This is a genomic window from Methanoregula sp. (genome assembly GCF_049510175.1).
Taxonomy (GTDB): Archaea; Halobacteriota; Methanomicrobia; order Methanomicrobiales; family Methanospirillaceae; genus Methanoregula.
Window position 1 is genome coordinate 1 of the sequence record NZ_JBEKZF010000010.1, and the last position, 20,124, is coordinate 20,124.

A 20,124-nucleotide genomic window follows, 5' to 3' on the forward strand; every position below is an offset into this window, starting at 1 on the left:
GTGATTGAAGTCGATGTTACGCTTGTGATATTCGCGTAGATGGAGGTCGCGTTGGTATTGAAGTAGCTCTGGTTGAAGAACGAGACGTTCGAGCCGGTACCGACCTGGAAGTTGGAACCGGCCAGCGCGAACGTGATGGTCGTGTTCCGGAACCCGGTCGCTGGTGTAATCGACGTGATTGCCGGTTTCAGCTGCTGCGTGACCGTGAACGTGACCGGCGAGGTGCTGGTACCGCCGCTGACCGTGGTGACGTTGGCGAACCATTTCCCGAACGCTGCATCGACCGGTATCGTGAAGTTCCCGGTGATCGCGGTCAGTGTGACACTGGTCAGCCGTGCCGTGATGACCCCGGGATATGTCGTATTGAAGAGCGTGACATTGGTATTCCCGGCGCCGGGCTGGAAGTTGGTGCCGCCAAGCGTGAACGTGACGAGGCTCGTCCTCACGCCGCTCGTTGGTGTCATCGATGTGATCGTCGGTTTCAGCAACTGGACCACCGTAAACTTACCGACCAGGGTATTCTCTCCACTGTCCATGGTAATTACCCGGATGTTCCAGCTCCCGGCAGTTGCATCCTCCGGAACCACGAGGAACCCGTCAATGCGGGTTGCCGTGACATTCGTGAGCGTCGGGACAAGAATATCGGTCTGGTTCCGGAACTGCACGGTAGTATTGCCAGGCCCTGGCTGGAAGTTGTGGCCGTCCAGCGTAAATATAATGGTGCTGTTACGGTAGCCTGACACCGGCGAGATCAGTGTGATGGTTGGGGGCGGCACCACGGAGACCGGGCTCGTGGAGAGGAAGACGGTTTTGTCAGCGACAACCGTTTTGCCTGCGACATCGTAGGAATCCCGCATTTGGTTGAGGTCGGATTCGGCTGAGATCGTGTAATTACCGGGCGGGTACTGGAGGTTTCCCGTATTCCAGACGGGGCCGGTGGAATATGACGGATCTGAGACAGGGATGTCCTGAAGCAGATATGTTGTGCCTATATTGTTCACCAGAGTGGAATAGACGCGGCTGTACGGGCCCTGGACGCGGATTGTGACCGGCGCGCCTTCCACCCCGCGCCCGGTGACATCGGCAAGATCGGAATCGATCCGGAAGCCTGCCTCATCGCCAGCAGATCCTGCTCTGCCGGTGATATCAGCCCCGGTTGTCATATCGATGATCCGGATATCAAGCGCCGGATCGATCACACGGAATGCCACTGACGCATTGCTGATCGTATTTCCGTCTGACCAGTTGTACCATGTACCGGTGTATGCGGTATAATTGGCCGGATCCACAAAGAAATTGCTGGTCATGCCCTGCACATCGAAAGTCTTGTTCGGGATGGTTGCCGAAACGTCCGCATCCGCCGGGAACCATGCGATGGTATGGGCCGGGCCAACGCACTCCGTTATATTCAGACCGGACTCCCCGATATAGACAGCTCCCCCGGCCGGTATTGTCCGGATCGGCAGCAGGGAGGGTGCAGGATCTGCGGTGATGTAGTTTGATCTGACCATCAGGTTTGAACCCAGAGTATTGGTTGCGTTCAGGGATACGGTATAGGTACCGATGGAATCGTAGGTATGTACCGGGTTCTGGTCAGTCGAATTGACCAGCGAACCGTCACCGAATGACCAGTTCCACGACGTAGGCGAACCGGTTGAAGTGTCGGTGAATACGACTGTCAACGGGGCCGTGCCGCGTGTGGGGGTTCCGGTGAAACTTACTATCGGTCCTGGAGCAATCACCGAAAACCCGCCCGCCAGCGTGCCGGACTGCCGGTCCGGGTTCGTCACCACGACGTCATACTGTCCGGCGGATTTAGCCATAAGGTCAAGGGTACAATTGATCCAGGTCGGACTGATTACCGTTACATTGGTCCCGGTAACCGTCCCGGTATCAAGGATCTCAAGGGCGTTGCTGCTATAACTTGACACGTACGCAGAGTCACCGGAAACATAAACGCTGTACGGGTCCGAGAGGAGCGCACCGCCGGTTCCGTTCACGATGCTGCCGCTATGGGCCGGATGAGCGGGGTCTGATACATTCACGACCTCGAGCGCATTGCTGGAAAAAGCTGTCAGATAGGCATAGTTGCCGGAGACATAGACACTATACGGCTGGTTCAGGACCGCACCGCCGGTACCGTCCGTTAGGCTTCCCTTATGGACCGGGTGTGCGGGGTCGGTGACATCGATGATCTCGAGCGCGTTGCTGTCGGAGCTTGCCACATATGCACTGGTACCGGAAATGTAGACGCTTTGCGGGCTCCCGAGGAGCGCACCGCCGGTACCATCCGTCAGGCTGCCCGCATGGACCGGGTGTGCAGGGTCTGATACATCCACGATCTCGAGCGCGTTGCTGCCATAACTTGCCACGTAGGCATAGTTGCCGGAGACATAGACACTATACGGCTGGTTCAGGACCGCACCGCCGGTACCGTCCGTTAGGCTTCCCTTATGGACCGGGTGAGCGGGGTCGGTGATATTCACGATCTCGAGGGCGTTGCTGACGGAGCTTGCCACGTAGGCATAGTTGCCGGAGACATAGACATTATACGGCTGGTTCAGGAGCGCACCGCCGGAACCGTCCGCCAGGTAACCCTTATGGGCCGGGTGAGCGGGGTCTGATACATTTACGATCTCCAGCGCGTTACCGTCAAAACTTGCCACGTAGGCATAGTTGCCCGAGACGTAGACGCTCCACGCCCCATTCAGGTGTGCCTGGCCGGTTCCGTTCACGATGCTGCCCGCGTGGACCGGATGAGCGGGGTCAGATATATTCACGATCTCCAGCGCATTGCTCAGATAACTTGGCACGTAGGCATAGTTGCCCGATACATAGACGATGCCGGGGCCGTTCAGGAGTGCTCCGCCACTGCCGCTTATGATATTGCCCTTATGGACCGGGTTCGCATTCCCCGGTGCCAGCATCACGGTTGCGCCGGGAATAAAACCGGTGCCGGCAAGACTGGAAACCGACACGATCCCCGTATTCTCCCCGGTTGCCGGCGTGATGCCGGTCACCGTGGGAGCGGGACCGGCATTGACCGTGATGTAGCTTGGTCTCGTCAGCCGTGTGTAACCTGACACATTCGTGACGTTCAAGGAAACGGAAAATGTTCCGGCAACCTTGTATGTATGGGACGGGTTCTGGAGGGCCGAGAAGTTCCCGTCCCCGAACGACCAGTTCCACGCTGTTGGTGATAGTGCCGACCGGTCGGTGAACGTGACCATCAGCGGTTCCACGCCGGACCGGGGGGTTGCGGTGAAATCAGCCACCGGCAACGGGGGGGTCGTCACCACGAAACCGCCGGCCAGCGTGCCGGACCTGCCGTCAGGGTTGGTCACCACGACGTTGTACGGCCCGGCGATCCTGTGTGTCAGGTCAAAGGTACCGTTGATCCGGGTCGGTGAGATCACGTTCACCCCGGTCCCGGTACTTGTGCTGATATCTATAACCTCGAGGGCGTTGCTGCCCTCACTGGCCACGTACGCAAAGCTGCCTGAGACGAAGACGCTTAGGGGGCTTATCAGGAGGGGGAGGGCACCGCCGGCACCGGAACTTATGCTTGCCTTGTGGACCGGGTGTGCGGGGTTGGTGACATCGACGATCTCGAGGGCATTGCTGCCTTCACTTGTGATGTATGCATAGTTACCGGCAACGCAGATGCCGTCCGGGCTGTTCAGGATAGCACCGCCATCGCCGTCGGTAATGCTTCCCGTGTGGACCGGGTTTGCGGGGTCAGAAACGTCTACGATCTCAAGCGCGTTGCTGCCATCACTTCCCACGTACGCGTAGTTGCCGGAGACAAAGACGCTATGCGGGCCCCCCAGGAGAGCGCCGCCGGTACTGTCCGTCAGGCTGCCCGCATGGGCCGGGTGTGCAGGGTCTGATATATCGACGATCTCGAGCGCATTGCTGTCGGAGCTTGCCACGTACGCATAATTGCCGGCAACATAGACACTGACCGGGCCGTGAAGCAGGGCGCCGCCGGTACCGTTCGTTATGCTCCCTGCATGGACCGGTGCTGAACGGTTCGTGACATTGACGATCTCCAGCGCGTTGCTGCCGAAGCTGGCCACGTACGCATAGTTACCGGAGACAAAGACGCTCTCCGGGAGGGATAGGATTGCCCCCCCGGCACCGTTTGATAAGCTGCCCATATGGACCGGTGCTGAACGGTTCGTGATATTCACTATCTCAAGCGCGTTGCTGCCCTCACTTGCCACGTACGCATAGTTACCGGAGACAAAGACGCTTTGCGGGGACACCAGGACTGCGCCGCCGGCACCGTTCGTTATGCTGCCGGTATGAAAAGGATGTGCGGGATTTGATACATTCACGATCTCGAGGGCCTCGCTATTCGGACTTGCCACGTACGCATAGTTACCGGAGACAAAGACACTTGCCGGGCTCCAAAGGAGGGCACCGCCATTACCGTTGGTTATATTGCCCTTATGGACCGGCGTGGCATTCACCGGCGTCAGCATCATGGTCGCGCCAGTGGCGAAACTGGTGCCGGACAGGTTGGTGATCAGGATGCCGGACGCATTCATGCCGGTCGCCGGTGTGATGCCGGTCACGGTGGGTGAGGGGACACTGCTGACCGTGATATAATCCGGCTTTGACGTGGTGTTGCTGCCGCCCCCGTTGGCTGCGGTCAGGTTGACCGTGTGGCTCCCGGCCTGCGTGTACGTGTGCACCGGGTTCTGCGCCGTGCCGTACTGCCCGTCGCCGAACGACCAGTTCCAGGAGAACGGCGTATTGGTGGAACTGTCCGTGAAGGTGACCGTCAACGGGGCCGTGCCGGACACCGGGGCTGCGGAAAAGTTTGCAACCGGAGCCGGGGGAGGGGTTACCGAAAACCCGCCCGGCAGCATGCCGGACTGGCCGTCCGGGTTGGTCACGATAATGTTATAGGACCCGGACGGCTTCCCCCTCAGGTCAAGCGTACAGTTTATCCGGAGCGGGGAAGCCACGGTCACGCCGGTGCCGGGAACCGTGTGGATGTCGAAGATCTCCAGCGTGTTGATCATGCCGCTTGTCACGTACGCGGAGCTGCCGGCAATACAGACATTGTTCGGACCGTTCAGGATCGCATCACCGGCATGGATCGGGTGAGCGGGGTCCGAGACATCCACGACCTCGAACGCATTGCTGTCATAACTTGTTATATATGCATAGTTGCCGGAGACGGAGACGCTGTATGGCCGGTTGAGGAGCGCACCCCCGTCACCGTTTGCTATGCTGCCCACGTGGACCGGGTGTGCAGGGTCCGAGGTGTTCACGATCTCCAGTGCGTTGCTGTGGCTCACGACGTACGCATAATTGCCGGCAACCCAGACTCCGTAGGGCGTATCGAGCAGGGCTCCGCCGGCACCGTTTGCTATGCTGCCCGCGTGGATCGGATGTGCAGGGTCTGAGACATTCACGATCTCGAGCGCACTGCTGCCTGCACTCGCGATGTATGCATAGGTTCCGGATACATAGACGCCGTAGGGCACGGACAGAAGGGCCCCGCCGGCACCGTTTGATAAGCTGCCCTTATGAACCGGAGCTGCGGGATCTGAGATATTCACGATCTCGAGGGCGTTGCTGCCGGAACTCGCCACGTACGCATAATTGCCGGAGACGTATACGCTCTGCGGGCTGGTGAGAAGAGCCCCCCCGGCACCGTTTGCTATGCTTCCCTTGTGGATTGGCGCTGCAGGGTCGCTGACATTCACAATCTCCAGAGCGTTGCTCAGGTAACTTGCCACGTACACATAACTGCCGGAAACGGCGACACCGGCCGGGCTGGTGAGGAGGGCACCCCCCATACCGTTTGTTATGTTACCCCTATGGACCGGTGCTGAACGATTCGTGATATTCACGATCTCGAGGGCGTTGCTGCCGGAGCTCGCCACGTATGCATAATTGCCGGAGACGGCGACACCGGCCGGGCTGTTCAGGAGGGCATCCCCCTCGCCGTTCGCTATCGAACCTTTCAGGAGCGGAGTGGCATCCCCCGGTGTCAGCAGCACGGTCGCACCGGTAGTAAAACCGGAGCCGCTGAGGTTGGTTACCGTCACCAGGGTCGTATTCGCACCGTATGCCGGGGTGATACCATTCACGGCCGGGGCCGGCACGGCACCGACGCTGATATACCCTGTCCTTATCTTTGTGTCGCTGCCTCCGGCGCTGGTTACGGTAAGGTTGACCGTGTAGGTCCCGGTGTGCGTGTACGTGTGAACCGGGTCCTGTGTTGTATTGTACGTCCCGTCGCCAAGCGACCAGTTCCAGGACGTGGGCGAGCCGGTCGAACTGTCGGTGAAGGTAACCGTCAGCGGGACTGTCCCGGAGGTGGACGTTGCGGTAAAGTCTGCGACCGGTGGTGACGGGGAGGCTACCGAAAATCCGCCAATGAGCGTGCCGGACTGGCCGTCCGGGTTGGTTACCACGACATTGTACGGCCCGGCGATCTTATGGCTCAGGTCAAAGGTTCCGTTGATCCAAGTCAGGGAGTGTACCATCACTCCGGTCCCGGTAACCGTCCCGATGTCCACGACCTCGAGCGCGTTGCTACCGGTACTTGCCACGTACGCATAGGTGCCGGCAACGTAGACGCTATTCGGTGATGAGAGCAGGGCGCCGCCGGCGCCATCTGCAATGCTGCCCGCATGGACCGGATGAGCGGGGTCGGTGACATTGACGATCTCGAGCGCGTTGCTGCTCATACTCGCCACGCACGCATAATTGCCGGTAACATAGACGCTCCATGCATCGCTCAGAAGAGCACCACCGTCACCGTTTGCAATGCTGCCCGCATGGACCGGGTGAGCGGGGTCGGCGATATCCACGATCTCGAGGGCGTTGCTTCCGTCACTTATCACATACGCATAGGTGCCGGCAACATACACGCTGACGGGGTACGAGAGGAGAGCGCCACCGTCACCATCGACGATGCTCCCCTCGTGGACCGGTGCTGAACGGTTCGTGATATTGATAATCTCGAGCGCGTTGCTGCCGGCACTTGTCACATATGCATAGTTGCCGGCAACCCAGACACTAAACGGCTGGTTCAGGAGCGCACCCCCCATGCCGTCAGTCAGATTGCCTGCATGTACCGGGTGAGCGGGGTCGGTGACATTCACGATCTCCAGCGCGTTGCTGTTATAGCTTGCCACGTATGCATAGGTGCCGGCAACATAGACGCCATAGGGGCCATTGAGGAGAGCCCCGCCGTTACCATTGGATATACTCCCCTTATGTACCGGGTGAGCGGGGTCGGTGACATCCACAATCTCCAGTGCGTTGCTGCCAAAGCTTGCGGTGTATGCATAGTTACCCGAGACATAGACGCTCTGGGGCCGGTTCAGGAATGGAGCGCTACCGGTACCATCTGTAATGCTGCCCTTGTGGACCGGTGCTGCCGGGTTGGTTACATCGACGATCTCCAGCGCGTTGGACTCACTTACCACATACGCATAGTTGCCGACCACGTAAACGCTGAGCGGGTACGAGAGGAGAGCGCCGCCGTCACCGTTCATGATGCTGCCCATGTGGGCCGGCCGGGCATTCACCGGCGTCAGCATCATGGTCGCGCCCGATGCGAAGCCGGTGCCGGCAAGGTTGGTGATCGCTACGGCGGTCGTATTCAGACCGGTTGACGGCGTGATGCCGGTTACTGTCGGTGCTGCTGCGCTGGCGGGACCGATTAGCAGTATAAGACAGATAATACACAGAATGCATCGCATGTTACCGGTATGATTCATGTTTTCCACGTCCTGCACTTGGTCAGGAAGACGTATCGAATAGACTGGATGGGGTGTGCGGATCAAAAAACCGGGTAATCCGACAATTCTTCTGAACAATTTACAATATAGTTCAGATATATTTAGGTTTCTATGATTCGTCCCGGTTCAGTCCAGGGACGTACGCCGACCGCAAAAAGAATGACCGGTACCGGTTATTGTACAACATCCCACCTACTGTTCCCCCTATCCCGGTAAGGAGGGCCCCGCCCATCATCTCCAATCAGATAGCCGGAATGCGCTTATTGCGTATCATAATGCACCGCTCCATCAGGCTCGGCAGGGCACCTGGGCAGGTCCCCTTACACTTTTACCCCATCCGACCCCCTCCACAAGAAAAATACCAGATTGTTTGCATTCCACATCGTAGAAATGGCCGATTTTTTAAAAAAATGCAGTGAGGATGGAGGGGGTCACATGGGTACAAATGAAAAATCAGCGGACTTTTGCACGTGCAAAAAGAATCCACAACGACCGGTCCGTCTGGATCTCCACGACTGATATCGGCCAATACCGGAACAGGAACAACAAACCCGAGACACCGGGCCCCAATGATAAGATGTACCCATGCGACCCCCTCCCATACCCGTTGACTCATGACACAACCAGGCAACCCCTCCATGATTGTAGTACACTTGGTATGAGTGCTGCTCAACTCCGCGGATTAAGAATATTTAGCATATACTATGGCGATGAATGCTGCCGTGCTGTACGTTGCTGGCGGGAGGTGTCAGTTCTGGTAAAATTTTCGCGATTATCATTAAATACACACACATACACAGAGCTGATCATGGCCACGAAAACCATCAGCATCACGGAAGAGGCGTATGATCGGCTGAGGAACCTCAAGAAAGATGAGAAGACGAGTTTCTCTGATGTGATTGTAAAGTATTATCCGATGAAGCGGAAGTTATCGGAGGTACTTGCCGATCTGGGGGACTGCACAGAACTTGCGGATTCTGTGGAGAAGGTCTCACGGGAGATGCGGAAAGCCAGACTTCGCAAGGTTGAGTTCTGATGCCGGTTGCCGACACATCGTTCCTTGTCGACATGATGAGACGGGACCCTGCTGCACTCAGGATGTATGAAGCGTACGAGCAGTCAGGCATTGGCCTTTCCACGACCGCCATAACTGCCATGGAGTTATACAAAGGCGCATACGTTTCCAGGAACCGCAGGAACGTGGAGAAAGCCGAAAGAATTCTTGATTTGTTCACCCTGCTTCCGCTCGATGAAACAGTGTACCAGGTTTTTGGGAGGATCGCTGCGGGATTGTGTCTTGCAGGTAATCCCATCGGGGATTTCGATGAAGCGATTGCGGCAATAACCCTCTGTTACGACGGGGAGATCATCACTCGCGACCGGCATTTCGAAACGATCCATGAGCTGACGGTTATCGGATACTGATTTTTTTATCCGATGGCCTGAAAAATATTTCATTATACTGCCGGCAGAGGGGTGTGCGGGACAACATTCGCACCCTGCCGTTCCGGGACAACACCGGATTTCGTGATGTTTTCGTATAACTCCCGGGTTCCATAATGGAACCAGATAAATCATAAAAATATATCATGTAAATTATCTTTCCTTTCTGCCATATGTTTTGCAAATTCCTTTCACAGGACAACGTCAGCCATCCGTGTATTCCTCCGGACCCACCGGCCGCAACCGGAAGAACGGGGCGGGAGTGTGCCGCATGAGCCGGGGACCGCGGCCGTTCCAGACTCTCCGCGATGCGATTCCTATCGCACGGATCCGCGGTATAGTACAGGTGGCCGAGCGTGGCCCGGAGTCGCTGTTCGATTTCACGATCGCCGGTGCGAAGCCGGTAGCATTCGTACGCGTGAAATATACTGAGTCAATCCGTGCGGTGCTGGCGGAGATCCTCCGGGATTGCGATGACGAGATCCGCCGGCTCCGGTCGGTCACGCAGGACGCCGCGCTCTCGTGCGAACTCTGGCTCCGCTCGCGGTACGGCACGTGGCGGTTCTTCCGCGTGACTGCCGATGCGCTTGTGGAGCTTAGGAGAGACGGGCTGCCGCTTGGGGGGAAGGGTTAGGATGACGGGTGAGCCGGCCGGATTTATTTTTTAGAGAGTCGGGAATTTTTTTCGGAAAATTTTTTGAAAAATTTTTTCGGGCGATTCGAGATTTTGCAGACCAAAAAATATTTCCGGATTTTTTTGGGATCCGGAAGAACGAGAAGAGATCTGACGCTCCTGGGGGCTCTGCCCCCGCCGCGTGGGCATCCCCCGATTGCGATAGTGCTGTATTACCTGTATACAATCGTGGAGAATTTTCTTTGCCGGTAATACTGAGGCATCGCACTGCGCCCCGTCCCCCTTGGGGGACTGGTGGCGCAAGAGGGGGGCGGTCCGGAACGGCTTACTGGGAACCAGATCATCTCCACATGGAGTATATAAACCCCTTTTACCGTCGGAGTGTGGGGAAATTAGGGAGGCTAAGGGAGATACACTCATGAGGTTCCGGTTCTCCGTCGGAGACCTCCTGCCCCCGGGAGGGGTCGGACCATCACAGACACGGTAATTCCGGAAAATGCCACGGTAATTCGGCCCGGCTAGTCCATTTTTACGTCGGCAGGGCACCCACGGTATTTAGCAGCATTTGGATACTGAAACAGGGTTTGGGCTTTGATTCAGGACGTGCTGAACCGGGGGCCTGTTTTTGGATCCGAGGTTCCGGGAGCCAGGACCGTCGTGATATTACCTCGTGTGGTGCTATAGAGGTACTGGATTTTCTTGATGATTTGCGCACTCAAAGATGTTTGCTACGGCGGAGTGTTCTGAGGATAATGTTACCTAAAAGATTGATTAACTATAGATCACGAGTAAAGTCAAACTTATGAAAAGGCGAAGTCGCTTGTTAAGAATCTTTGATCAGCAATCACCTTACAAAATCCAACAAGAAGATGATGATGGAACATTCTTTCCAAGAGAGATATCTGAACCGGAAATTGTGTTTGTTCCTTTAGCGGAACCTCACGTTATCATCACAGATTTGTATGAGAACCCAAAAGATTGGTACTATATTCGCGAGATAATTCTTGATTTTGCGGAACAAGCGTACACAGCTTACTATAGGGGACTATATTTTGCAAGCTTTATGTGCTCGGTAAATTGTTTGGAGCTTACCTTAAAATATGAATTTGTAAGGAGAAACAAAGAAGAACATTCAAGATTTGAAGGAAGAAAATTCAATTTCAATGAAATTATTCGGAAATCAAATGACCTCGGTCTTAAAAAATATATTCCAAGTCTTCATTGCATTAATAATGCACGAGATGGTCTTTTCCATTTCAATCCAAAAAAACTGAATATCTCAATCAGTCAGATAAGAAAAGACCTGATGAAAAATGAAGTGACGGATGCTATTATTGGAATTGCATGCGGTAATGATTCGATCGACATTGAGGATTTAGACGGCGATCTCTCTTATTATTTAGATAATCTACAATGGAGCAATATGGCGTATTATGCCTACTCCGTGATGTTTGATATCACAAAAGAGTTGTATGGTGAAAAAATGAAATTAAAATTTATTAAAGAAGGGTTAGCGGATTATGAGGATAGGAAAATGTCAAAATAAAGCTGAGTAGCCTCGTGATAACTCCGCGTCCAATATATTCTCCCGGCCCCCCCAACTCAGGGAGAGTAAAATAATATGGAGCTCCTACTTAGATACTAAGAAAACAAGTGCTCACTCGCGTTCTGTTATAGTAGTGCAGATGCATAACGTCTTGCAGCCTCATCCCGCCTCAGGCAGGATCAACCGGCACAACACTTATTACCCGCACCTGCCCATATTATAAAGCACCATTCATGGAGCAGCGACTATCCGCTGCGAGTGTCTGTATAAGATGCGAGATTCCTCTGTTGAGGTAGCCTAGCCAGGTAAGGCGCAGGTTTGCTAAACCTGTGTCCCTTGGGACTCGAGGGTTCAAATCCCTCCCTCAGCGCTCAAAAGAGAAAATCTCACCAGTCGAGGGGATTGGATGGCTCAGGAAAACGAAATAAAATACTTTGTAAGGGTTGGCACCACCGATCTGGACGGAACCAAGTCCGTTAAGGTAGCCCTCACCGGCATCAAGGGTGTCGGCAGGCATACCGCAACGGTGATCTCCCGCATGGCAAAAGTCGACGAGTACGCCTCGCTCGGCCGCCTTGACGAGGAGTCAGTCAACCGGATCCGCACCGCTGTCGAACAATACTCCGGCAAGATCCCGGCCTGGATGGCAAACCGCCCGAAAGACGTGTACACCGGTGAGACCAAGCATCTTCTCGGAGGAGATGTCGCCCTCGCAAAGGACGAGGACATCAACCTGATGAGGAAGATCCGCTGTTACCGTGGCATCCGCCACGAGACCGGCCAGAAGGTCCGCGGCCAGCGCACCAAGTCGACCGGAAGGACCGGAACGACCGTCGGTGTCAAGAGGAAGACCGCGGGAGGCGCGTAAACCATGGGATACCCCGGCAAGAACCACAAGTCTTACCAGACCCCCAAGCGCCCGTGGGAGAAGTCCCGTATCGAGGCCGAGACCCGTCTCGTCGTCGAGTACGGCCTGCGCAACAAGCGAGAGGTCTGGAAGGCACAGGAGTACCTGCGCAAGTACCGCAAGGGTGCCCGCAGCCTGCTCGCTCTCGGCTCGAGTACTGTCAATACAGCGCTCTACGATGCCAAGAAAGCAGAACTTATTACATCCCTCCAGCGGAACGGTCTCCTTGGCCCTGACGCGGACATCGAAGACGTCCTCTCGCTCAAGATCCAGACCCAGCTCGAGCGCCGGCTGCAGACCCTTGTCTACCGCAGGGGACTTGCACGGTCGCCGAAGCAGGCCCGGCAGATGGTCACCCACGGTCACATCGCAATCGGCAACCGGCGTGTCAGCATCCCCGGTTACCGCGTGAACCGTGTTGAGGAGACCCAGATCGCCTACTACGGCACGTCTCCGTTCGTCTCCGACTCCCACTCCGAGAAGGTCCGGATAGCAAAACCCGCGTCCAACCCCAAGCCGGCACCAGGCGGATTCGGCGGGTACCAGGGACGCGGAGGCAGGAGATAACATGGCGGCAAACGATAAGGAAAAATGGGGCATCGCCCACATCTTTGCGTCCTTCAACAACACGATCATCACCATCACGGATCTCTCCGGTGCGGAGACCGTAACGAAGAGCAGCGGTGGCATGGTCGTCAAGCAGGACAGGAACGAGAGCTCGCCCTATGCAGCAATGCAGATGGCCAGTAACGTGGCCCAGAATGCCCGCGAGAAAGGCATCGTCGGTGTCCACGTCAGGGTGCGTGCACCCGGCCAGGGCAAGCAGCGCAGCCCCGGCCCCGGTGCCCAGGCCGCAATCCGTGCTCTTGCCCGTGCGGGCATGCGCATCGGACGCATCGAAGATGTCACACCCATCCCCCACGACTCCTGCCGCCCGAAAGGCGGCCGACGTGGAAGGAGAGTGTGATGGAGATCGAATTCGCCAGTCTGGACGACTCCCTCGCACGATTCACGCTCAGGGGAGCGAGCACGGCCTTTGCCAACACCTTCCGGCGCGCAATGATCGGTGAAGTACCCACCCTCGCGATCGAGGATGTGCGCATCTACGATAACACGAGCGCACTCTTCGACGAGATGCTGGCCCACCGTCTCGGGCTCATTCCCATCAAGACAGACCTTACCGCCTATTCGACCCAGGACACATGCTCGTGCGGCGGGGCCGGCTGCCCCGGCTGCACGTCCACCTACACCCTCAGTGTCGAGGGTCCCCGGACGGTCACCTCCAGTGACCTCATCCCGCAGGACCCCGGCGCAGCGCCGGTATATGACAATATCCCGATCGTGAAACTCACGAAAGGGCAGAAACTTGTCATCGAGGCACGTGCCGTCCTCAACACGGGGCGGGTCCATGCAAAATGGCAGCCAACGCTCGTATGCGGGTACAAGAACCACCCGATCATCACCATCAGCGATGTCTGCGACGCCTGTGGCATGTGCGTCGAGGAGTGTCCCCGCGCGATCCTTGTCGTGAAGGGCAAGAAAGTCCAGGTTGCAGAAGGAAAGCTTCCCGACTGCTCCATGTGCAAGCTCTGCGAACGGGCCTGCCTTGCGAGCGGTATCGGGGACGAACCGGCAATCCGCATCACCGCCGAACCCGACCGTTTTATCTTCGTGGTTGAGGGTGACGGGTCGCTGCCGGCAAAAGAGATCATGAACCGTGCGCTCCTGTATATCAGGGGGAAGACAGACGAGCTGGAAAGACAGCTTGGCGAATTATCAGGGGATGAAAAGAAATGACAAGAATTGTGGAGAAGACGAACCCCCGTCTTACCAGTCTCATCTCGCTCTTGAAGAACAAGTCGCGTGAGAATGAGGCGAAGATCTGGCGCGAGATTGCAAGCAGGCTCGAGACCCCGAACCGGAACTATGCCGAGGTCAACCTGTCCAAGATCAACCGCTATGCCCAGAACGGCGAGACGATCATCGTCCCGGGAAAGGTACTGGGCAGCGGCGTGCTGGAGCAGTCCGTGAAAGTTGCAGCGCTGAATTTTTCAGCATCAGCGACGAGCAAGATCCGTGACGCGAAGGGACAGTGCATGACGATCGAGCAGCTTCTTGCGGACAACCCGAAAGGCAGCGGTGTCCGGATCCTGAGGTGAACATAATATGGTTACAGTAATCAACGGTGACGGAATGCTTCTCGGGCGCCTTGCAAGCCTTGTCGCACAGCGCGGGCTTGCCGGCGAAGAGATTGCCATCGTCAATGTCGAGAAGGCGGTCATCTCCGGCAGCCGTGCACGTGTGCTTGCCAACTACCGGCACAAGAGGGAACGCGGCGCCTCCGGCAACCGCTGGGGACCGTTCGTCCCGCGCCGGCCGGATCATCTCATGAAGCGGACGATCCGCGGCATGCTCCCCTACAAGCGCCCCCGCGGCGTCGACGCACTGAAGCGCATCAAGTGCTACGTCGGCATCCCGGTCGAGCTCGTCGGGAAAGAGATGGAAGTGCCGGAAGAGGCACACATGAACCGTCTGAACAACCCGAACCACATCACGCTTGCTGCAGTGAGCACGTTCCTCGGAGCAAAGTTCTAAGGTGGCCACCATGGTAAAGATCATCAACACAAGCGGAAAACGCAAGACGGCAATCGCACGGGCGACCCTGAAGGCAGGCAAAGGCGTAATCCGGGTCAACTCCGTTCCCCTCGAAGCCTACGGCTCCGATACCACCCGGATGAAGATCTCCGAACCGCTCCTCCTCGTCCCCAACGCAGTTCACGGCATCGATGTCACCATCAATGTCGCCGGCGGCGGTGTCATGGGACAGGCCGAGGCGGTCCGGACGGCACTCGCCCGCGGCATCCTGAAATGGCACAACGAACCCTCGATCAAGGATATCTACCTGGCGTATGACAGGACGCTCCTGGTCAACGACTCGCGCCAGAAAGAAGCCAAGAAACCGCACGGCTCCGGAGCCCGGGCGAAGTTCCAAAAGTCTTATCGTTAAACCAGAAGATATGATGAGAGGTCAGATATCTTGATACCCGTACGATGTTTCACCTGTGGAAAACCCATCTCCACAGCATGGGAAGAGTTCAAGGTCAGGAAAGAGAAAGGCGAGGATCCCAAGAAGATCCTCGACGATCTCAAAATTTCCCGGTACTGCTGCCGGCGCATGCTCCTGACGCACAAAGAGATCATCGATGAGCTCAACCCGTACAACTAAGCAGGCAGACGACAGTATGAACGCGGGGTCGTAGGGTAGCCTGGACCATCCTATTGCGTTCGGGACGCAGTGACCTGAGTTCGAATCTCAGCGACCCCATTCAAGAGAGCAGTGAACAATCATTTTGAGGACGAGGAATGCAGACGCAGACATATACCCGGTATGAACGGGCAAGGATCATTGGAGCAAGGGCTCTGCAGATATCAATGGGTGCTCCGTTACTTATCACTACGACACGGATCGATCCGCTCGAGATTGCGATCGAGGAATTCAACAACAACACCATCCCCATTACGGTAAAGAGGAAGTAGGGCGTTATGACAATCATTGAGGTTATCGAGCTGCGGACGATTCTCGACAGCCGGGGCAACCCGACGGTCGAGGCCGACGTTTACACATCGAGTGGCTTTGGCAGGTCGGCGGCCCCGAGCGGTGCCAGTACCGGCTCCCTAGAGGCGAAGGTCAAACCCCCGCGGGAGGCGGTGGACAATGCCATCCAGAACGTGCTCCCCGCACTCATCGGCATGGACGCCTCCGACCAGGAAGGGTTCGACGAACAACTCCGGGATATCGACGGGACCTCCGACTTCTCCGGGATCGGCGCCAATGTCGCCGTAGCCCTTTCGCTTGCAAATGCAAAAGCGGCGGCTTCCGCGATGGATATGCCGCTCTTCCGCTACCTTGGCGGCGCATTTGCCAAGGAGATACCGCTCCCGCTCGGGAACGTCATCGGAGGGGGAGCCCACGCGGCAAACGCGACCGAGATCCAGGAATTTCTCATCGTTCCCGGGGACGCAGCGGACGCAGAAGAAGCCGTCTTTGCGAATGCTGCCGTCCACCGCACAGTGAAAGAACTCTTAAAGAAGAAGGGAATTGCCGCCGGCAAGGGTGATGAGGGTGCATGGGCACCGCAGATTGACGATGCCCTCGCATTTGAGCTCATTGCCGAGGCGGCCGGAATAGTCGCCGACGAGATGAATGTCTCGGTTGATATGGGTATCGATGTCGCGTCGAGCCAGATGTGGAACGGGAAGGAATACCAGTACCGCTCCCAGGTCCGCTCGACCGAAGACCAGATCGCCTATATTGCAGAACTCGTGGACAAGTACAACCTTGTCTACGTGGAAGATCCCCTCCATGAGGACGATTTTGATGCGTTTGCGGAACTCAACAGCCAGGTTGGCAGCCACTGCCTGGTCTGCGGCGACGATATCTTCGTCACGCAGGTCGACCGCATCCTGCAGGGCATCGAACGGGATGCCGCAAACTGCGTCCTGATAAAACCCAACCAGGTGGGGACACTCACTGACACCTTCGATGCAGTGCAGCTGGCCCACACCCACGGGCTGGACACGGTGATGAGCCACCGGTCCGGTGAGACAACCGATACGACTATTGCACACCTTGCCACCGCGTTCTCCTGTGTTTTCTTAAAATGCGGTATTGTCGGCGGGGAACGCATTGCAAAACTGAACGAACTGATACGCATCGAGGAACAGATATGACCCAAGTAAACGAAATGGAAATCGAATTGAAAGAACCGCTCATCCCCGTCGAGGAGTACCTGGCAGCCGGTGTCCACATCGGCACCCAGCAGAAGAGCGAGGACATGAAGAAGTTCATCTACCGCGTCCGTGGCGATGGCCTCTATATCCTCGACATCCGCGAGACCGACGCCCGGATCAAGACCGCCGCGAAGTTCCTGAACCAGTACGAGGCCCCGAACATCCTCGTCGTCACTTCCCGGCAGTACGGCCAGTACCCGGCCAAGAAGTTCGCCGACACCATCGGCGCGATGTCGGCAACCGGCCGGTTCATCCCGGGCCTGCTGACGAACCCCGTTCTTGAAGGCTACATTGAGCCGCAGGTCATCGTCGTCACCGACCCGATCGGCGACGCGCAGGTGATCAACGAGGCAGTCCAGTGCGGCATCCCGGTCCTTGCGCTCTGCGACACCAACAACATGACCAGGTTTGTTGACCTCGTTATCCCGACCAACAACAAAGGCAGAAAAGCGCTCTCGATGATCTACTTCCTCTTAACCCGCGAGATGTTCCGGCTCCGCGGTATCTCGACGGCCCTCACCCCCGAGGACTTCGAAACCGAGTTCTGATCCGGTTTCCCTTTTTAAAAGTGACCGATATCTGGATATATGAGGAGGACCAGAGGGTTGATCCGATGAAGATGCGTACATGCGCAGTGGCTGGCATGTTCTATCCGCGCGAGCCCTCTCACCTGGAGCAGCTGCTAGGGAAGTTCTTCTCGGGCACTAAAGATCCGGTGGGAGGGAACCCGCTGGGCATCGTCTCACCCCACGCCGGGTATATCTATTCCGGCCAGGTTGCCGCCCATGCTTTCGGCGCAATTCCCCGCGATTTTGCAGGGACATTTGTCGTGATCGGACCATCGCACCGCGGGTATATCACCTGCGTCTCGGAGATCCCGTGGGAGACCCCGCTCGGTGTCGTTGACACCGATGCGGAGTTTGTCCGGGCCCTGGATATTGAGACCGACGAGTTCTCCCACCAGGACGAACACTCGGTCGAAGTCCAGGTACCGTTCATCAAGTACCGGTTCCCGCGGGCACGGATCGCGCCGGTGATGATGGGGCAGCAGGACTACGCGAGTGCGATGAGGCTTGCAGAGAAGATCGTTGCTGCGATCAGGCTGACAAAAAGAGATGTCAGGATCGTGGCATCCAGCGACTTCTCGCACTACGTACCGGAAGCAAAGGCAAAAGCAGATGACCTGTACGCGATCGAACCGCTCATAACTCTTGATACAAAGGAGTTCTACCGGAGGATCGAAGAGCGGCGGGTCACGGCCTGCGGGTACGGGCCCATCACCGCGATGGTGACGGCCTGCACTACGCTCGGGGCAAAGGCGGCAGAGCTCATCCGGTATGCGACGAGCGGGGATACGACGGGCGACTATCGCGAGGTCGTGGGATACGCAGCCATTGCGGTGATCTAGGTTGGCAACGTGGAGTGCGCCGGGCAAGGTGTTTTTGTTCGGCGAGCATGCTGTAGTGTACGGTAAGCCCGGCATAGCGATGGCGATCAAGCCCCGGGTGTTTGTCACCGTGCGGAATACGAAGCGGGCCACCCGGGCGAAATCGCCCTACATCGACAGCTGCTTCGACGCGATGGGTGTCGTGGGCAGCGTGTACATCAACTCGCAGATACCGAGTTCGTCGGGCCTCGGGTCGTCGGCAGCGGTGACCGTTGCGACGCTCTCCGCGATCAACGACGAGTTCTCCCTCAACAGGACCCGGGAGGACATTGCCAACATGGCGTTCGAGATCGAGAAGACCGTGCAGAAAGGGCGGGCAAGCCCCACGGATACAACGGTCTCGACGTACGGCGGGATTGTCTTAATCAGCGGGGGTTCGCGACGAAGGCTCCCGCCCCAGCACATGCATCTTGTCATCGGCGACTCTCTCGTCTCGCACAACACCTCGAAGATGGTCGAGCAGGTGGCCGAGTTCAAGAAGAAAAACCCGGCGATCGTGGACCCGGTGCTGGATGCAATCGAAGGTGTGAGCCTGAGCGCGATCCACCACCTCAACAACCCCCGCGAACTGGGCAAGTTCATGAACATGAACAACTCTCTTCTCGAGGTCCTTGGGGTCGGCCACCCGCAGCTCTCGCGGCTCGTGCTTGCTGCCCGGTCGGCAGGAGCGTTCGGTGCAAAGATCACGGGTGCCGGCGGGGGCGGGAGCATGATCGCCCTCTGTCCCAAGCAGCTCAAGCACCGGGTCGCCAGCGCGATCGAGGCCTGCGATGCACGGGCGATCGTCACTGGTATCGATACGGAAGGTGTGCGAAAGGAGAAAAATGTCTGATGGGGTAATTTTAAAACTCGGCGGGAGCATACTTACTGATAAGAGCGCCGACTGCGCAATCAACCGGGAAAGCCTTGATTCTATCGCCGCGGCAGTTGCGGAGGCAGGGACGGAAGGGATCGTCATCATCCATGGTGCCGGTTCCTGCGGGCATCCTGAGGCGAAGCGGCACCACCTTGATGTGGGGGCCGCGGCCGGGAAGACCGAAGGGATATACATCACACACCGGGCGGTCAGCGGGCTCAACGATGCGGTTGTGGCAGCGCTCCGCGAGAAGGGCGTTGCGGCAGCCGGCGTCCACCCGTTCCACGTGGCAGTAGCGGACAATGGCAGGCTCGTTGCGTTTGAGTGCCGTCACCTTGAAACGATGCTGGCACTGGAGATGGTCCCCGTGATCCACGGCGACGTGGTGATGGACCTCTCCCGGGGTGCCTGTATCGTATCGGGCGACCAGCTCGTGCGATACCTCGCGGCTGCATTACGGATCAGCCGCGTAGGGCTCGCCACCGATGTACCGGGAGTGCTGGATGGAGGACGCGTGGTGCCGGTAATCACCCGGCGCACCGTTGCGTCCCTCCATATCGGCGACTCGATGCATACCGATGTAACCGGTGGAATGAGGGGGAAGATTGATGAACTGCTCGGCCTCGCGGATGCGGGGATCGGATCGGATATATTTCATGTCTCGCGGGTGGCGGATTTCCTTGCAGGGAACGCCCACGGCGGGACAAGCGTGAGAGGGGATTAGGAGC

At 57.3% G+C, this 20,124-nt stretch carries 19 protein-coding genes and 2 tRNA genes; 20 read left to right on the forward strand and 1 reads right to left on the reverse strand.

Annotated elements, in window-relative coordinates; genetic code table 11:
- The coding region (locus ABSG49_RS11090; RefSeq protein WP_424026196.1) for a PKD domain-containing protein at window positions 1–7,733 on the reverse strand (7,733 nt) is incomplete at its 3' end.
- A gap of 847 nt (window positions 7,734–8,580) precedes the next feature.
- On the opposite strand from ABSG49_RS11090, the gene ABSG49_RS11095 reads away from it, so the two are divergent.
- The 20 genes from ABSG49_RS11095 to ABSG49_RS11190 all read left to right on the forward strand — a co-directional run bounded on the left by ABSG49_RS11095 (window position 8,581) and on the right by ABSG49_RS11190 (window position 20,120).
- Window positions 8,581–8,808, forward strand: coding sequence for an antitoxin VapB family protein (locus tag ABSG49_RS11095; RefSeq protein ID WP_424026197.1), 228 nt, complete (start codon window positions 8,581–8,583; stop codon window positions 8,806–8,808).
- On the forward strand, window positions 8,808–9,197 hold the full coding sequence (locus tag ABSG49_RS11100; RefSeq protein ID WP_424026198.1) for a type II toxin-antitoxin system VapC family toxin: 390 nt from the start codon (window positions 8,808–8,810) through the stop codon (window positions 9,195–9,197). Before ABSG49_RS11095 ends, ABSG49_RS11100 begins: the two co-directional genes overlap by 1 nt.
- Before the next feature lie 289 nt (window positions 9,198–9,486).
- Window positions 9,487–9,849 carry a hypothetical protein gene (locus ABSG49_RS11105; protein WP_424026199.1) on the forward strand — a complete coding sequence of 121 codons (363 nt, stop codon included), beginning with the start codon at window positions 9,487–9,489 and terminating at the stop codon, window positions 9,847–9,849.
- A gap of 802 nt (window positions 9,850–10,651) precedes the next feature.
- Window positions 10,652–11,395 carry a hypothetical protein gene (locus ABSG49_RS11110; RefSeq protein ID WP_424026200.1) on the forward strand — a complete coding sequence of 248 codons (744 nt, stop codon included), beginning with the start codon at window positions 10,652–10,654 and terminating at the stop codon, window positions 11,393–11,395.
- A 286-nt stretch (window positions 11,396–11,681) separates the two neighbouring features.
- Window positions 11,682–11,765 (forward strand) — tRNA-Ser (locus ABSG49_RS11115).
- 36 nt (window positions 11,766–11,801) lie between these two features.
- Window positions 11,802–12,263, forward strand: a complete 462-nt coding sequence (locus tag ABSG49_RS11120) for a 30S ribosomal protein S13 (RefSeq protein WP_424026201.1) — start codon at window positions 11,802–11,804, stop codon at window positions 12,261–12,263.
- 3 nt (window positions 12,264–12,266) lie between these two features.
- On the forward strand, window positions 12,267–12,869 hold the full coding sequence (locus ABSG49_RS11125) for a 30S ribosomal protein S4 (protein WP_424026202.1): 603 nt from the start codon (window positions 12,267–12,269) through the stop codon (window positions 12,867–12,869).
- A gap of 1 nt (window position 12,870) precedes the next feature.
- Window positions 12,871–13,269: a 30S ribosomal protein S11 gene (locus tag ABSG49_RS11130; protein ID WP_424026203.1), complete on the forward strand. Its 399-nt coding sequence runs from the start codon at window positions 12,871–12,873 to the stop codon at window positions 13,267–13,269.
- The gene (locus ABSG49_RS11135) at window positions 13,269–14,099 is read left to right on the forward strand and encodes a DNA-directed RNA polymerase subunit D (RefSeq protein ID WP_424026204.1); all 831 of its coding nucleotides are present in this window, start codon (window positions 13,269–13,271) and stop codon (window positions 14,097–14,099) included. Before ABSG49_RS11130 ends, ABSG49_RS11135 begins: the two co-directional genes overlap by 1 nt.
- Window positions 14,096–14,461 carry a 50S ribosomal protein L18e gene (locus ABSG49_RS11140; RefSeq protein WP_424026205.1) on the forward strand — a complete coding sequence of 122 codons (366 nt, stop codon included), beginning with the start codon at window positions 14,096–14,098 and terminating at the stop codon, window positions 14,459–14,461. The genes ABSG49_RS11135 and ABSG49_RS11140 overlap by 4 nt, the downstream gene beginning before the upstream one ends.
- Before the next feature lie 7 nt (window positions 14,462–14,468).
- Window positions 14,469–14,897: a 50S ribosomal protein L13 gene (locus ABSG49_RS11145; protein ID WP_424026206.1), complete on the forward strand. Its 429-nt coding sequence runs from the start codon at window positions 14,469–14,471 to the stop codon at window positions 14,895–14,897.
- Window positions 14,898–14,907: 10 nt separating this feature from the next.
- The gene (locus ABSG49_RS11150) at window positions 14,908–15,309 is read left to right on the forward strand and encodes a 30S ribosomal protein S9 (protein ID WP_424026207.1); all 402 of its coding nucleotides are present in this window, start codon (window positions 14,908–14,910) and stop codon (window positions 15,307–15,309) included.
- A 30-nt stretch (window positions 15,310–15,339) separates the two neighbouring features.
- Window positions 15,340–15,528, forward strand: a complete 189-nt coding sequence (locus ABSG49_RS11155) for a DNA-directed RNA polymerase subunit N (protein WP_424026208.1) — start codon at window positions 15,340–15,342, stop codon at window positions 15,526–15,528.
- Between the two features lie 24 nt (window positions 15,529–15,552).
- Window positions 15,553–15,627: transfer RNA gene (locus tag ABSG49_RS11160), tRNA-Pro, on the forward strand.
- A gap of 38 nt (window positions 15,628–15,665) precedes the next feature.
- A complete protein-coding gene (locus tag ABSG49_RS11165) occupies window positions 15,666–15,839 on the forward strand; it encodes a DNA-directed RNA polymerase subunit K (protein ID WP_319377366.1) in 174 nt (57 codons plus the stop codon).
- Window positions 15,840–15,845: 6 nt separating this feature from the next.
- Entirely contained in the window at window positions 15,846–17,033 is a 1,188-nt protein-coding gene (gene eno / locus ABSG49_RS11170; RefSeq protein ID WP_424026209.1) for a phosphopyruvate hydratase, read from the forward strand.
- Window positions 17,030–17,641, forward strand: coding sequence for a 30S ribosomal protein S2 (gene rpsB / locus ABSG49_RS11175; protein ID WP_424026210.1), 612 nt, complete (start codon window positions 17,030–17,032; stop codon window positions 17,639–17,641). The genes eno and rpsB overlap by 4 nt, the downstream gene beginning before the upstream one ends.
- A 65-nt stretch (window positions 17,642–17,706) precedes the next feature.
- Window positions 17,707–18,501: an AmmeMemoRadiSam system protein B gene (gene amrB / locus ABSG49_RS11180; RefSeq protein WP_424026211.1), complete on the forward strand. Its 795-nt coding sequence runs from the start codon at window positions 17,707–17,709 to the stop codon at window positions 18,499–18,501.
- 1 nt (window position 18,502) lies between these two features.
- Window positions 18,503–19,372: a mevalonate kinase gene (mvk, locus tag ABSG49_RS11185; RefSeq protein WP_424026212.1), complete on the forward strand. Its 870-nt coding sequence runs from the start codon at window positions 18,503–18,505 to the stop codon at window positions 19,370–19,372.
- Window positions 19,365–20,120 carry an isopentenyl phosphate kinase gene (locus ABSG49_RS11190; RefSeq protein ID WP_424026213.1) on the forward strand — a complete coding sequence of 252 codons (756 nt, stop codon included), beginning with the start codon at window positions 19,365–19,367 and terminating at the stop codon, window positions 20,118–20,120. Before mvk ends, ABSG49_RS11190 begins: the two co-directional genes overlap by 8 nt.
- Window positions 20,121–20,124 lie beyond the last annotated feature (4 nt).